13 protein-coding genes and 1 pseudogene are annotated in these 14,907 nt (G+C 58.7%); 10 read left to right on the top strand and 4 right to left on the bottom strand.

Annotated elements, in window-relative coordinates; translation table 11 throughout:
• Positions 1-68 precede the first annotated feature (68 nt).
• Positions 69-680: a membrane-bound lytic murein transglycosylase EmtA gene (gene emtA / locus C3F35_RS21165; protein ID WP_032611441.1), complete on the top strand. Its 612-nt coding sequence runs from the start codon at positions 69-71 to the stop codon at positions 678-680.
• A 36-nt stretch (positions 681-716) separates the two neighbouring features.
• Here the strand turns inward: emtA and ycgR are convergent, their stop codons facing one another.
• Positions 717-1,448 (bottom strand): flagellar brake protein YcgR, encoded by a 732-nt coding sequence (ycgR, locus tag C3F35_RS21170; RefSeq protein ID WP_032611439.1) that lies wholly within the window; start codon positions 1,446-1,448, stop codon positions 717-719.
• Positions 1,449-1,654: 206 nt separating this feature from the next.
• Between ycgR and C3F35_RS21175 the strand changes: the two genes are divergently transcribed.
• The gene (locus C3F35_RS21175) at positions 1,655-1,909 is read left to right on the top strand and encodes a GlsB/YeaQ/YmgE family stress response membrane protein (protein WP_032611437.1); all 255 of its coding nucleotides are present in this window, start codon (positions 1,655-1,657) and stop codon (positions 1,907-1,909) included.
• 471 nt (positions 1,910-2,380) lie between these two features.
• Here C3F35_RS21175 and treA read toward each other — a convergent pair.
• Positions 2,381-4,051: pseudogene (treA, locus tag C3F35_RS21180) on the bottom strand (alpha,alpha-trehalase TreA); the annotation flags it as partial.
• 758 nt (positions 4,052-4,809) lie between these two features.
• Between treA and C3F35_RS21185 the strand changes: the two are divergent.
• The 3 genes from C3F35_RS21185 (at position 4,810) to C3F35_RS21195 (ending at position 7,334) form a co-directional block, all read left to right on the top strand.
• Positions 4,810-5,607 (top strand): OBAP family protein, encoded by a 798-nt coding sequence (locus C3F35_RS21185; protein WP_032611435.1) that lies wholly within the window; start codon positions 4,810-4,812, stop codon positions 5,605-5,607.
• Between the two features lie 12 nt (positions 5,608-5,619).
• Positions 5,620-6,456 (top strand): MBL fold metallo-hydrolase, encoded by an 837-nt coding sequence (locus C3F35_RS21190; RefSeq protein WP_103792060.1) that lies wholly within the window; start codon positions 5,620-5,622, stop codon positions 6,454-6,456.
• A gap of 128 nt (positions 6,457-6,584) precedes the next feature.
• Positions 6,585-7,334 carry a phage antirepressor KilAC domain-containing protein gene (locus C3F35_RS21195; RefSeq protein WP_032611432.1) on the top strand — a complete coding sequence of 250 codons (750 nt, stop codon included), beginning with the start codon at positions 6,585-6,587 and terminating at the stop codon, positions 7,332-7,334.
• Positions 7,335-7,351: 17 nt separating this feature from the next.
• Here the strand turns inward: C3F35_RS21195 and C3F35_RS21200 are convergent, their stop codons facing one another.
• Positions 7,352-8,308 carry an AraC family transcriptional regulator gene (locus C3F35_RS21200; protein WP_103792059.1) on the bottom strand — a complete coding sequence of 319 codons (957 nt, stop codon included), beginning with the start codon at positions 8,306-8,308 and terminating at the stop codon, positions 7,352-7,354.
• A gap of 115 nt (positions 8,309-8,423) precedes the next feature.
• Here C3F35_RS21200 and C3F35_RS21205 point away from each other — a divergent pair, with 115 nt between their 5' ends.
• Positions 8,424-9,620, top strand: coding sequence for an MFS transporter (locus C3F35_RS21205; protein ID WP_103792058.1), 1,197 nt, complete (start codon positions 8,424-8,426; stop codon positions 9,618-9,620).
• Positions 9,621-9,669: 49 nt separating this feature from the next.
• Here the strand turns inward: C3F35_RS21205 and hpaX are convergent, their stop codons facing one another.
• Positions 9,670-11,055, bottom strand: a complete 1,386-nt coding sequence (hpaX, locus tag C3F35_RS21210; RefSeq protein ID WP_103792057.1) for a 4-hydroxyphenylacetate permease — start codon at positions 11,053-11,055, stop codon at positions 9,670-9,672.
• A 311-nt stretch (positions 11,056-11,366) separates the two neighbouring features.
• Here hpaX and C3F35_RS21215 point away from each other — a divergent pair, with 311 nt between their 5' ends.
• From C3F35_RS21215 to C3F35_RS21230, 4 genes are all read left to right on the top strand, one after another.
• Positions 11,367-11,831: a MarR family winged helix-turn-helix transcriptional regulator gene (locus tag C3F35_RS21215; protein WP_032611424.1), complete on the top strand. Its 465-nt coding sequence runs from the start codon at positions 11,367-11,369 to the stop codon at positions 11,829-11,831.
• 335 nt (positions 11,832-12,166) lie between these two features.
• Entirely contained in the window at positions 12,167-13,291 is a 1,125-nt protein-coding gene (locus tag C3F35_RS21220; RefSeq protein ID WP_103792056.1) for an amidase, read from the top strand.
• A gap of 106 nt (positions 13,292-13,397) precedes the next feature.
• Positions 13,398-14,525 (top strand): acyl-CoA dehydrogenase family protein, encoded by a 1,128-nt coding sequence (locus tag C3F35_RS21225; protein ID WP_059307670.1) that lies wholly within the window; start codon positions 13,398-13,400, stop codon positions 14,523-14,525.
• A 21-nt stretch (positions 14,526-14,546) separates the two neighbouring features.
• On the top strand, positions 14,547-14,903 hold the full coding sequence (locus C3F35_RS21230) for a hypothetical protein (protein ID WP_032611415.1): 357 nt from the start codon (positions 14,547-14,549) through the stop codon (positions 14,901-14,903).
• Positions 14,904-14,907: the final 4 nt, after the last annotated feature.

The raw sequence follows: 14,907 nt of genomic DNA on the forward strand, positions 1-14,907 counted from the left end.
GCCTGAGCGCATCCTTCATCAAGCGGAGGATAGGGTAATAGCGATGAATGACCATAAGGACAGATGACGTGAAATTAAGATGGTTTGCTTTTTTGATTGTGTTGCTTGCTGGATGCAGTTCGAAGCAGGATTACCAGAAACCGGAATGGAACCCGGAAGTCCCGGTGAAACGGGCGATGCAGTGGATGCCGATCAGCGAAAAAGCCGGTGAAGCCTGGGGCGTCAGCCCGCGTCTGGTGACCGCCATCATTGCGGTGGAGTCGGGTGGGAATCCGAATCTGGTCAGTAAATCGAACGCGGTGGGCCTGATGCAGCTGAAAGCTTCCACCGCGGGACGGGAGGTCTACCGGCATATGGGCTGGAGCGGCCAGCCGTCCACCAGTGAGCTGAAGAACCCGGAGCGCAATATCTCGATGGGCACCGCCTACCTGAGCATTCTGGAGCATGGGATCCTGAAGGGAATTGAAGATCCAGAGGTGATGCAGTATGCGCTGGTGGTCTCCTACGTTAACGGGGCAGGCGCGCTGCTACGCACCTTCTCCTCCGATCGCAAAAAGGCGATTGCCGAGATTAACGATATGGACAAAGACGAGTTCTTTGATCACGTCGTCAACAATCACCCGGCCCCGCAGGCACCGCGCTACATCTGGAAAGTCCAGAAGGCGATGGACGCCATGTAATCCGTTATCGGGCAGCCACGCGCTGCCCGGTCGCGTTTAACGCACCTTGTTGGCGCGCTCCCGCGCTTCACGCTCCAGCGAGTAGATAATTCGCTGCAGTTCACGCTCCGGGCCTGGCCCGACATTGAGAAAACGGAAGCTCAGACGCGGCGTGGTAATGGTTTCGTTTTTGCTGTCCACCACCTTACGTTCGCTCACCGTGATCAGCTGCGCATCAAAGAAGAAGCGACCCCAGCCGCCCATATCCAGTTCGATCTGCGAGAAACGCATCCCCTCGACCAGCGCGTCTGGCTTCGCACTGTCCATTAAGGCGCCCATGCCGCCGAGGGAGAGATCGTGCAGACGGAAACGAAGCACGCTTTTGTCCGGCATTTTAGCTTTGCAGAAGTAGGCCGGATGCAGCGGGGCATTGATACGGAAAAACTCCCGTCGCTGAATACACCACACCGATGCGGGCAGCGAGGTGATAAAGGCGGGCAGCCCTTGCCAGGTTCCCTGTTCCAGTTGCGGCAGGTCGAACTCCACTTTCGCCCCTTGGGTGTCGGCGGCTACGGTAATGATGCCTGCGCGCAGTACCGAGCGGTTCTCGTACTCCTGACTGCCTAAATCCATCACCAGTCGCTCCGGCGTTGCATCCAGAATTTTGCTGATGAACTGGTTGTTCCCCCAACTGATGCGCACCGGCGTGTCTTGTTTTTGTAGATCGCGTAATACCCCTAGTACAGCCAGCGGATTAGTTTTCAGGAACTGCTCACTGTAATTACTCACGCCCCAGGGCTCCTTGATAGATGACAATCTGTGGATGCGTTATCGGCACTTGTCCGCGGAACTTAATACAAACCAGGAAATATTTTTTCGTCAGAGCCGTAATTAAGTCAGTGTACTCAAAATGGTTTTCTGGCTATTGCCTATACTTAATTGACCTGCGCGGGCGGGTGTTCTGCGCAAGCTTAACTCTGCAAGAGGGCATCACTATGGGTATTATCGCCTGGATTATATTTGGTCTGATTGCTGGTGTTATCGCAAAATTCATCATGCCGGGACGGGATGGTGGTGGTTTTATTGTGACCTGTATCCTTGGGGTCGTAGGTGCGGTTGTCGGCGGCTGGCTGGCAACGATGTTTGGCATCGGCGGCACTGTATCCGGGTTTAACCTGCAAAGTTTCCTGGTCGCCGTGGTGGGCGCTATTCTCGTGCTGCTTATCTACAGAATGGTACGACGCGCCTGACCTACGTAAAACGGCTCTTAACTAAGAGCCGTTTTTTTTGGTGTCCCCCGTAATAATGCCGGGTAGCGGCTATGCCTTACCCGGCCTACGCATCACCTCGCCTTACTGCCCGACACTTTTCTGCGTTTCTGCCGAATCATCATTCGCAGCTGGCTGTGAGCTGGCGTTGCCGCTGGTCGCCGGTGGCGTGGTGACTGACGGCTGATTGCTCGTGGCCGGTGGCGTGTTTGACGACGGCTGATCGGTTGTCGTTGGCGACGTTGTTGACGACGGTTGATCGGTCGTGGTCGATGGCGACGTTGTTGACGATGGTTGATCGGTCGTGATCGATGGCGACGTTGTTGACGACGGTTGATCGGTTGTGGCCGGAGGCGTCGTTACCGAAGGCTGATCGCTTGTGGTCGATGGCGTTGTTGCCGCCGGTTGGTCAGTTGTGGTTGGCGCGCTATTCGCCGCCGGTTGATTACCGGTAGCCGCTGGGGCTGTGGTCGCTGGCTCATCATTCGCCGCAGGCTGTGTGGCTGGCAGCTTGTCGCAAGGGTTAGCCTGCGGACAAACCATATCCAGCATCTTCAGCGTCACGCCGTTAGTCCAGCCAAAGCCGTCCTGCAGCGGATATTCGCCACCGCCGCCACCCGTGCCGGTAGTGGAAACATCATATTTCTCCACCAGCTTCTGCTCACGATCGTAGGTATGCTGTACGTTGGTGAGGAAGCGCCAGGTGACGTCCATCGCCACTTTTTTATGCCCGTAGTTCTGCAAGCCTTCGGTGGCCACCCACTGCAACGGTGCCCAGCCGTTTGGCGCATCCCACTGCTGGCCGCTATTCACTGTCGTCGTGGAAATCCCCCCGGCTTTGATCAACTGGGCCTCGGCCGCCGCAGCCGTTTTATCTGCCCGCTCCTGGGAAGCCGCCTTCACATAGAGCGGGAACAGCGCCGCAGCGGTCAGCTGATTACGCACCTGTTTGGTTTTCAGATCGTAATCCGCATACCAGCCCTCTTTTTCATTCCACAGATAGCGCTCCATCGCCTTCTGGCGATCGGACGCCAGACCCTCGTAGCGGCTGGCGGCAGCGCTATCGCCGCCATCCTGACTGGCCTTCGCCAGCAGTTTTTCCATCTTGAACATCAGGGCGTTCAAATCCACCGGCACGATGCTGGTAGTGCGGATCGTCCCCAGTTGCTGCGGATCGTCCATCCAGCGGGAGCTAAAGTCCCAGCCAGAGGCGGCAGCGGAGCGCAGATCGCGGTAGATCTCGGTCGCCGGGCGGCTGGGGTATTTTTTCGCGGTGTTGATGTCATCCAGCCAGGATTCCGGGCGTGGCGTATCGCGATTGTCCCAGTAGCGGTTAAGCACGGCACCATCGTCCAGCTTGACTACCCGCTGGCTGGACTGACCCGGCTGGAGGGCATCCACCCCTTCCATCCAGTAGGCGTACTCTTTTTCCATCTGAGGACGGTATTTTTTCAGCGCCTGGCTGTCGTGCGTCGCCAGCAGTTCCACCATCAGGGAGAAGAACGGCGGCTGGGAGCGGCTCAGATAGTAGCTGCGGTTCCCGTTGGGAATATGGCCCCAGCTGTCCAGCTCATAGGCAAAGTTATCGACCATGCTGGCGACCTTATCCCAGTGTCCACTCTCCGCCAGACCCAGCATGGTGAAGTAGCTGTCCCAGTAATAGATCTCCCGGAAACGTCCCCCCGGCACCACGTAAGGTTTAGGCAGCGGCAGCAGCGAATCCCACTTCCCGGCGCTGGAGGTGGTGCGCGTCAGCACCGGCCACAGGCCGTCGATATGCGCGCGCAGGCTCTGCCCGGCAGGCGGAACGTATTTTTCCTTTTCGGCTGGCAGGGTAAAGTTCACGTCGACAAAATGACGCAGGTCGAAGCCGGACTGTTTTCGCTGCATGTGGTAATCAGCGAGGATCGTCTGGGGATCGTTTTTCGGCACCGCATCGGCAAAGGTTTTCTGGTCAGGGAAGAGTTTCGCGGTTTGCACATCATTAAACAGGGGGCCAAACAGGATGTCAGGAGGTTGTTTCATGCTGCCGGATGAGTCGTCCGCATAGCTCACGGCGGTGATGCCAAGCAGGATACCGCCAATCGCCAGCCGCAGGGTTGCGTGCCGTTGAGGTTTGATCATGGTTATTCTCCTTATATAGGCTGAACAGCGTGGCCGTTGTCATCAATCACCTGAAAACCTTAGACGAATCTCAGACAGTTCGCGTGTTGGATGTATCATTTTGCGTAAATACAGATTAATTACCGTTGCGTCTGAGAAGACCTTAAAATTGCGCGTAAATATATAATCGCCTTGCTGGGTTTTGCGGAAGAATATCCACTCACCGTAGGGCTTACATTAAGTAAAAATAATAATTTCATAGTATGAAAAATAATTGCGCCGCGCCCTGTGGTAATGGCCAATAGCGCGGCACTCTACATTCGCCGTGCGAAGGGTAACGGCGAGGGGCAGGGCATGTCGGCCATCGAGAGGGTAGAACTAAAAAACAAACCGGCATGCGGTGCGTGACGGCAAGTTTTTTTTCGCAACCTGCATTGGTGTGTCTCCACTGTTTTTAACTTTATGATGCTGAAGGCGACGCTATTCCCGGCAGGGTGTTGGCCGCTGTTAAATATCACCCTGCAAGTATTAGGCAGTGACCGCATGCCGTGCAGACTATTTTCCGGTTATTCACGTTCCTGCCTGCACCGTTTTATTTCTTACGCCGCTGACATTTAAATTTTCCTGTCTCCATACGCAGAGAGGGAATAGCCGCTACGTTAGACGCGTCGGCGTTAACTATTATTTTGACCGAATGCCAGCCAGAGTGCCTTTACGGCCTGGCTGGCTTTCCACACCTGCACTACCTTCATAACTTAATGAGATAAAAGGGAGTGCCAATGAAATCATTACCTCTGACTATTCCAGCCCTGGTTTTACTGGTCGGCTGCGGGGCGAACAACTCTCCGCCGCAGGCACCCATCCCCGGTGAAAGCACCTCCGCCAAAATGCGTACTCTGGAAACGGGCGCCCAGGTTATCCAGTCCCGCCCGCCGGTGGAGGCGATCAGCGCCTATCTGGACGGCTTTCATTTTTACAGCGGGGATAAAAACGGGCAGATGGAGGCCCATCACTACGTGACGGTGCTCAATGAGGACGTCATGCAGGCGGTCATCTATGACGGCAATACCAAAGATGCCCGGCTGATGGGCGTCGAGTACATCATCAGTGAACGCCTGTTTAATACCCTGCCGCCGGAGGAGAAAAAGCTCTGGCACAGCCACCAGTATGAAGTGAAATCGGGCAGCCTTGTGGCCCCCGGCCTGCCTGCGGTGGCTGACAAGGCGCTGATGAGCAAAATCGTCAACACCTACGGCAAAACCTGGCACACCTGGCATACGGATCGCGACAAAACCCTGCCGCTCGGCATCCCGGCCCTGATGATGGGCTTTACCGGGGAAGGACAACTCGACCCGGCGCTGCTGGCGGATCGCGACCGGCGTCTCGGGATAGACACCCAGGAGATTAAACGCCAGCGCGCCGATATCGTGGCTCGCCCGGTGGCAAGCGGTGCTAACGCCTGGGAGCGCGGCGAGGTCATTCAGCTTAAGCGCGTGCAGGGGAGCGGTGAGCACGGCCATGGCGACACCACGCATTTTGGCACGTCTGAGCAGAGCCAGCAGGCGCCATCACGTTGATGAGGAGGCGATATGAAGATTCATCACCTTAACTGCGGGTGTATGTGCCCGCTGGGCGGCGCATTTTACGACGGTTTTAGCAAGGGGCTGCATGCGCACCTGGTCTGCCACTGCCTGTTGATTGAAACCGATCGCGACGGGCTGGTGCTGGTGGATACCGGCTTCGGACTGGGCGACGTGCGCGAGCCATCCCGGCTGCCGGGCTTTTTCCGGGTGCTGAATAACATCCAGCGCCGCGAGTCGCTCACGGCACGCGCCCGGGTCGAGGCGCTGGGTTTTAGCGTGGCTGACGTCCGTCACATCATTCTGACGCACCTGGATTTCGATCATGCGGGCGGGCTGACGGATTTCCCCCACGCTCGCATTCACCTCATGCAGCAGGAGATCGACACGGCGCAACAGCGCCACAGCTGGCTGCAGCGGGAGCGCTATCGCCCGGGGCAGTGGGGCGGCATCTCCGGCTGGGAGGGCTATCAGGCTCAGGGCGAGCGCTGGTTCGGCTTCGACGCGGTGACGGCACTACGCGGGCTGCCGCCGGAGATTTTACTGGTGCCGCTTGCCGGGCACACACCGGGCCACGCGGGGATTGCCATCAGCCAGCCCCAGGGGTGGCTACTGCACGGCGGCGACGCCTGGTTTTACCGGGATGAGATGCGCCAGCCGCAGCGCCACTGTACCCCCGGACTGCGCTTTTATCAGTGGATGATGGCGATGGACAATGAGGCCAGGCGGCGGAACCAGCAGCGGCTGCGCGAGCTTTCCTGCGCCCACGATCATGACATCACTTTTTTCTGTAGCCATGATGCGCGGGAACTTGAGAGCCTGGCGGCGCAGCCAAAACCGGACTGAATACCGGAACTTAGGCGTGGCCTGCTTTGCGAAGAAGACGCTTAAAAATTATACTGGATATTTGAACAGGTATTTGTATACTATTAGAGCAAATTACCCGAATAATGTATGAGTGAGGGGTGAAACCTATGGTAATTCCTGTTGAAAATTTCCAGTCCCATGATCAGCTTGCCACCATCAGCAGCCGTGAAATCGCCAGGCTGACCGGCATTACCCATGCCGAGGTGAAGCGCATGGTGACGAGTCTGGAAACAGCGCAGCGTCTTTCGCAGCCGGTAACGGCCAGTCTGTACGAGCGCGAAGGTGAAACGCGGCAGGAGTTTTTGCTGAACAAACGAGACTCCCTGCTGACCGTTTCGCGCATCTCCCCGGGCTTTACGGCGGCCATGCTGGATCGCTGGCAGGAGCGTGAACGAAACGCCAATATCCCGGACTTCACTAATCCGGCGGCGGCGGCACGCGCCTGGGCCGAGCAGTATGAAAAATGCCATCGTGCCGAGGAGCAGCTTGCCCTTTGGGCGCCAAAGGCGGCGTTTTTTGACCAGTTCGTCAGGGTCAAGGAGTCAATGGGTTTTCGTCAGCTCTGTAAAATGCTCAAGGCTAAAGAGCCGCAGTTCCGCGAGTTCCTGCTGGAGCGCAATATCATGCAACGCGTCGGCGGCAATCTGGTTCCGCCGCAACACCATATCGACGCGGGCTATTTTACGCTGCACAGCGGCGTGGGCGAAAACCAGCACACCTGGTCTCAGGCGCGCTTTACCGCTCGCGGCGTGAAGTGGGTGGCCGATCTCTGGTCCAGACACCTCTCCACGCTGGCCATTGAGCTGCCCCGCGAGGAGCGCAGCGAAGGGAAAATGTCGCAGCAGAGCTGGCTGTAATCTCTGAAGTGAACCGGTCAAATCGCCTCTGGGGTCTGACTGGTTTCGCGTAACGCTCCTGGCGACTGGCCGACAATACGCTTAAATGCCCGGCTGAAGGCCGCCAACGATCCGTACCCCAGACGTAAGGCCACGGTCTCAATCGCCTGGTTCTCCTGGCCGATATACTGGATAGCCAGCCGCATCCGCAGCTCGGTCAGGTATTTCGCCGGGGTGGTACCGGTCGCCGAAAGAAAACGCTCGGCAAACACCGACCGGGAGGTGCCTGCCTCCTTGGCCAGCGTCGCCACGCTCCAGTTGACCCCCGGTTGCTGGTGCATGGCGTAGATCGCCCGACTGAGGCGCGGATCGTGCAGCACCTGGATCCAGCCGGTGGCTTTTCCACATCCAGCCTCGACCCAGCCGCGGACAATCAGCGCTGCCACGACGTCTGCCAGACGGGCGAGGATCCCGGCAAACCCCACCTGACGGGCCATCGACTCGCGCTCCATCGCCTCCAGCAGGGGATGGATCTCCGGCCAGGTGGTCATCAGGCGACTCACCATCATTACCTCCGGCATCGCTTTAATCAGCGGCTGCATCCCCCCGAGATCGAAATCCATACACCCGCTGAATATCACCACGTTTTCACTGTCCGGGCACGGCTCGCAATGGATATCGCATACGCTGTTGCAGATCGCCTCGCTGGGAAATGCCGAGACTGGCGTTACCGCCGCATCATCCCCTGAGAGCAGGGCGTGTGCATCGCCGTTGGGGATAAACACCGCATCGCCGCTGTTCAGCGCGAAACGCGCCCCGCTGTGCATCCGCAATACCGCCGGACCGCGGCTGATAAAGTGAAACTGGGCTTTCCCCGGGGCCGCGCCGAAGGCCACACCGAAGGGCGTGCTGGCCTCTATCCGACGGTATTTCACTCCTGACAGACGCATTCCGCGCAGCAGTTCACTGATCAGATCAGGCGACTTAATCGTCATTTCTCTCTTCCCGGACGAATAATCAATAAGTGGAGATTATATGTCATAGATCGTCCGTGGTGAACTCCCTATGCTTTGCGACATACATCACATTTTTATAACCGGAGAGTAACAGATGCATTCATCCATCGTCGCAAACGAGGCCAGCGCACCGGCCAGACCCGCCTGGCGTGCGGTCTGGTCGCTGGGGCTGGGTGTCTTTGGCCTGATCATCGCCGAGTTCCTGCCTGCCAGCCTGCTCACGCCGATGGCGGCCAGCCTCGGCGTCAGCGAGGGCGTAGCCGGGCAATCGGTGACCGCTACCGCACTGGTGGCGCTGGTCACCGGCCTGCTGGTCACCTCTGCCACCAAAAGCATCGACCGCCGCTGGGTGCTGATGTTTTTTTCGGTGCTGCAAATCATCTCCAGCCTGATGGTCGCCTTCGCGCCGTCCCTGCATGTCCTGCTGATGGGGCGCTTGCTGCTGGGCGTGGCCATTGGCGGCTTCTGGGCGATGTCCACCGCTACCGCGATGCGGCTGGTTCCCGCCAGCGATGTGCCGAAGGCGCTGGCGATCATCTTCTCAGGCGTCTCGATTGCCACCGTGGTGGCCGCGCCGCTGGGGAGCTATCTCGGCAGCCTGATCGGCTGGCGCAACGTCTTTATCCTCTGCGTGGTGCCCAGCGCGCTGGCGCTGCTGTGGCAGCTGTGGGTACTGCCGTCCATGCGCCCGGAGAACAGCGGCAACCTGAGCACCCTGCTGCGGGTGCTGCGTCGTCCGGGAATGATTGGCGGCCTGCTGGCGACCATTCTTATCTTCAGCGGTCATTTCGCCTTCTTTACCTATCTGCGTCCGTTCCTTGAGACGGTAGGACAGGCCAGCGTTGAAACCATTTCGCTGATCCTGCTGGGCTTTGGCGTGGCGAACTTCGTCGGGACCTCCATTGCCGGGCATCTGCTGGCGCGCAACCTGCGTCTTACGCTGGCGCTGGTGCCGTTTGCGATGGGGATCCTCGCCTTGCTGATGGTGACCTTCGGTCATCTGGCGCTGGTTGACGGCCTGCTGGTGAGCCTGTGGGGCTTTGCCTTCGGTCTGGTGCCGGTGGGCTGGTCCACCTGGCTGGCGACGACAGTGACGGACGAGGCCGAAAGCGCAGGCGGCCTGATGGTCGCTTCGATCCAGCTGGCGATAAGCGCCGGTGCGGCAGGGGGCGGGGCGGTCTTTGATCTCAACGGCGCCAGCGGGGTATTTACCGCCAGCGGCGTGCTGCTGCTGGCAGCGATGGTGATGGTGTTTGCCGGAGTAAAGGTGAAGCCGGTAGCGGCAGAGTAATGCAACGCTGAACACCGTCCTCTCTCAGAGGAGAGGACGGTGTAAATCATCAGGCCTGTTGCGCGGTTTTTTTCATCGGAATGAGTGAAATAACGAACGCGCCCAGCACCAGGAACCCGGCCACCATAAAGATCCCGGCGTTGAAGTTGCCGGTGAGGTCTTTCATCATCCCCATCAGCAGCGGCCCCAGCGCGGCACCGGTCATCCCGGTGGCGTTAATCACCGCGATACCCAGCGCACGGGCGCGGAGTGAAATAGCGCGGTCCGGTGTGGTCCAGAAGATCACCATGGCGGCAAAGGCACCTGACGAGGCCATGACGATCCCCATGAACTGCAGCATCGGATCGCCGCTAGTGGCGGTCAGGATCCAGCCTGCGGCGGCAAACAGATACGGCAGCAGGGTGTGGACTTTACGCTCGTTACGCTTGTCGGAACGCTTACTCCACCAGATCATCGCCACAATGGTACAAACTTGTGGGATGGCGCTCAGGATCCCGATGGTGACGTTACTGCTCTCCTGGCTGATGCTGCGCAGGATCAACGGCGTCCAGACGCTGAGGGCGCTCAGGGTGTTGGTCAGGCAGAAGTAGGCGAGGGTGTAGAGCATGATGGTTGGGGTAAAGAGTTCCCGCATCAGGCTGCCTTGCTTCGGTGCCAGCGCGGCCTGCTCTCGCTGTTTGGTGCTCAGGGCGTTGAGGCGATCCGCCTCCAGCATCTCCTTCAGACAGGCCTTGTCGTCGCTGGTCAGCCAGCGGGCTTTATCCGGGCTGTCGTCCAGCCAGAACCACACCACCAGGCCGAGGATCACTGACGGGAAGCCTTCCAGCAGGAACAGCCACTGCCAGCCCTTCAGATTCATCACGCCATCGAGGTTAAGAATATACCCCGAGGCCACGGAACCCAGCGCCATCGTGACCGGCATCGCAATCATAAACAGGGCGTTGGCGCGGGCGCGGTAGTGCGCCGGGAACCAGAAGGTTAAATAGAGCAGCAGGCCCGGCAGGAAGCCCGCTTCGGCGATCCCCACCAGCATGCGCAGCACATACAGGCTGTTAGGGCCGGTGGCGAACATGGTGGCGGTAGACGCAATCCCCCACACCACCATCAGGATGGCGATCCAGCGACGGGCACCCACCCTGCTGAGCATCATATTGCTGGGGATCCCGCAGATAACATACATCACGTAAAACAGGGTCGTGGCCAGACCAAACATGGTGCTGGTGAGGCCCAGATCTTTGCCCATCGTCAACCCGGCAAAGCCGATGTTGATCCGATCCAGATACGAGAAGACGAACAGAATGAATAAAAACGTGATCAGCCTGCGGAATAACTTTTTGATCACCCGCTGCTGACGCGGGTCGAGCGTGACGTCTGCAGGCGCAGGAGGAGCCAGCACGTCAGTGCGTGTCTGTTCCATCGATGGACTGTCGTTCATGAAATGCTCCACAATGCGTTAATCGGTAATAACAACCCAGGACGTGTTATGCCAGGGCATTACCTCAGCCCACCCAACGTCAACACGTGCGCTAACGTATAGGAAAGCGCACATATGGACGTCAATGTTATGTTTAAAAAATGATACGCATTTGTTAATCACGTAGCGTTTTTGAATCATAATGCGATATCGATCGGCTTTCGTGGCGCGCAGGTAATAAGAGAAGCCCTTGCCGGGTGTGAAGAGGCTATAGCGGGCGGGCAATAGCGGGTATAATTGCGATCATTGCATCACTTCTGGAACGTCATTTCATGAGTCAAACCACTACATCGTCAGACAGCGGGGCCACGTTTCACCGCGAAGAGTTCCCGTTCTACTGGATCGTTAATGTCTATGCGCGCTATACGCAAGTTATGGAAATTACGCTAAAAAAGGCGCAGCTCGATGTTTCCCGCTTTCGGGTGCTGATGATTACCGGGCAGTACGGTAAAGCCAGCATCTCGCAAATCTCTGAATATGCGATGGCCAAAATGCCCACCGTCACCAAAATTGTCGGTCGTCTGCGTGATGACGGCCTGGTGACCACCGCCAGTAGCGTACAGGATGCGAGGGTAACCGAGGTGATGCTGACCGATGCCGGACGTGAAAAAGTGGCCGAAGCGCACCGTCTTGTCAGCAAGGTTTTCGAGAAGGGTTTCAAGGGCATGACCGCCGCCCAGATGGAAAAAATGAACCTCTCCCTGGCAAAGGTACTGGATAACCTTAACGAGCTTTGAGGGTGCCGCAGAGAGAATTGCGGTTTTGTGACAGCCTTAAAAATTCCAGATAATGCAATGTAAAACAACAGGTTAATTTAGAGCCGCGCCGATCTTCAGCGCGGCTTTATTTTCATTTCCACGCCCGCTTTATTGTTATTTATCATCACCATACCCCCCATTTCCACAAGTGTTATAAAAATGTTTCCATGTTATTTTTACGTAAAATTAACGTGAAATATTACTTGAATATTCATCTAAATCTTCCATGATTGACCTGAGTTCACGTGGGTTGAATCGCAGCGAAGACTGCCCCGCCCAAATATGATTCATTTTTTCTGGTTAAGGTGCGAATTATGCAGCCGGTTACTGAGAGCAATGGTTATGTAGAACGATTTACCCTGGGCGAGGGCGACCTCTGCTTCGCGGTTAAAGACACCCTCGACATCGCAGGCTTCCCGACCCGCGCAGGCTGCCCGGCCCTGGCCGCAAACCCGCCTGCCGAACAGCATGCGGGGGTGGTAAAAACGCTACTCGGGCAGGGCTGCATCCTGACCGGAAAGACCACCCTGCACGAACTGGCGTTTGGCGTTACCGGGATAAACCCCTGGAGCGGCACGCCGGTGAACCCCCATTTTCCTGAGCTGATCCCCGGTGGCTCCTCCAGCGGCTCGGCTGCGGTGGTGGCCTCGGGCGAGGTGGATTTCGCCCTCGGCACCGACACCGGCGGCTCGGTGCGGATGCCCGCCGCCTGCTGCGGGATCCTCGGTTTAAAACCGACGTACGGCACGCTGAGCCGTGCAGGCGTCATGCCCGCTCACAGCTCGCTGGACTGCGTGGGCATCTTCGCCCGCCATACCGACGTCCTGCGCCAGGTGCTGGCCCGTCTTGCCCTTCCGGTGAATGCACCGCTGGCAACACTGCCTGCCGTCGGCTTTATCCTGACAGCCACCCTTGAAATTGACACCCTGCTGTTAAACGCCCTGGCGCAACGGGGCCTCTGTCCGCAGCAGGTTGAACTGCCCCTGTTGGGCGATGCCCATCGCGCCGGGCTGACGGTCATCAGCCATGAAAACTGGCAGGCGTTTAGCCCGTTACTGCGCAACGCAAGCATTTCCGCCGACGTGGCCGCCCGCATTCGCGCAGGGGAAAGCATTGATGCCGATGCCCTGCACGCCGCAGAGGCCATCCGCCAGAGATTTACCGCCCAGGCGGATGCTCAGCTGGCGAAAACCCCGCTGCTCGCGCTGGCAACCCTGCCGGAGCTGCCACCGACTCTGGAAGAGGCGAAGGACCCGCTCAGCGTGGTGAACCTGACCCGGCTGGTGCGCCCATTTAACCTTAGCGGCCACCCGGCGCTGACCCTGCCGATGGGTGAGCTTCAGGGGCGTCCGGTGGCGCTCCAGCTGGTTGCCGCCAAAGGGCAGGAGGGCCTGCTAATCCAGGCCGCCGAATGGCTGGCTGAACGACGACGCCGCTAACCATCCCGTTTTGCCGAATACCGTTTTCACAATAACTCAGTGAGTACCACTCATTGCGGCAACGCTCGTCTTTTTGCGGGCCGCACACTCTTTTCGGGAGGAAGCTATGTCAGCCGTTCATGTTCGTGAGGAACTCGTTCCACTGCTGAAGGATGTTGCGGCCCGCAGCGCCGATTTCGAGCAACAGCGCCATATCTCTGACGACATCATCGCCCGGTTTAAGCAGATTGGCGTCTACCGGGCGCTCGTCCCCAAAGCCTACGGTGGCGAGGAGTGCTCCCCGGCGCAGTTCTGCGAGCTTATCGAGCAGATCGCGACCGCCGATGGCTCCGCAGGCTGGGTGGCCAGCTTTGGTATGAGCCCTTTTTACCTCGGCGCGCTGCCGCCGGACACCCTGAAAGCACTTTACCGCGACGGCCCGGACGTGGTGTTTGCTGGCGGTATCTTCCCGCCGCAGAAAGCGGTGCTGGCCGACGGCGGCTATCGCGTCAGTGGCCGTTGGGGGTTTGCCAGCGGCAGCATGGGTGCCTCGGTGTTTGGCGTCGGCATCCTGCCGGAAAGCGGCGAACCCCTGCCGCGGATGGCGGTCCTGCCGCGCGACAGCGTGCAGATCGACCCGGTATGGAACACCGTAGGCCTGGCCGGAACCGGCAGCCACGATCTGGTGGTCAACGATGCGTTTGTGCCGCAGGAGTGGACCTTCGTGCGCGGCGGTGCCCTTAACCTCGACGGCGCGCTCTATCGCTATCCGGTGCTCTCTCTTGCTACCCAGGTGCTCTCGGTGGTGGCGCTCGGCGTGGCCCGCGCCGCGCTCAACGAAATTTACACCATTGCCCATCGCCAGCAGTCCGTCACGGGTGCCCCGCGGCTGGCCGACCGCCCGCAGGCGCAGATGCAGATTGCCCGCTGCGAAGCGGATTTGCGCTCCGCCCGGGCCTGGTTCTACGACGCCATCGACGATGTCTGGCAGTGCATTCTTGCCGGGGATGAACCCGCCTGCGAGCAGATCAACGCCCTGCGATTGTCCTCCACCCACGTTACCCGCGTGGCCGCCGAAGTCACCCGTCAGGCGCTGGCGCTGAACGGCATGGGTGGCATCACCATGACAAGCCCCCTGCAACGTTACGTGCGCGACACCCTGGTGATCACCCAGCACGCCTTTATGGGCGACCTCTCTTATCTCAACGCCGGTACGGTCTACTTCGGTGGCCAGCCTCTGCCGGGTTATTTGTAATTTTGACCAAAGGAGCAACAGATGAGCCAGACAACAACCTTACGCGTGCTGTTTTGCATCGGCGTGAACCAGAACTTCTTTGATGCCACCCCGGCAGAAGCCAAACAGGTGTGGGGCGCTTTCGGCGTGATGATGAAAGGTATCGACGAAACCCAGGGCATCCGCGTGATCGGCAACATGGACGACGACCGTCTGATGGTCGGCCCCTCCACCGCCTCGCCGTGGACCACCTACGTGCTGGCCGATGCCGACAATCTCGACAGCGTGGTGGCTGCCTGCAACCTGTTCCGCACCACCCCGGTGGGCGACGGCGAGAGCAAGCTGTGGAAGTACTGCAAAATCGAAGCCCGCGTGGGCCGTGAACTGATTATTCAGTAATGGA

Origin of the sequence: Leclercia sp. LSNIH3 (assembly GCF_002935105.1) — a bacterium.
In the GTDB taxonomy this organism is placed as follows: domain Bacteria; phylum Pseudomonadota; class Gammaproteobacteria; order Enterobacterales; family Enterobacteriaceae; genus Enterobacter; species Enterobacter adecarboxylatus.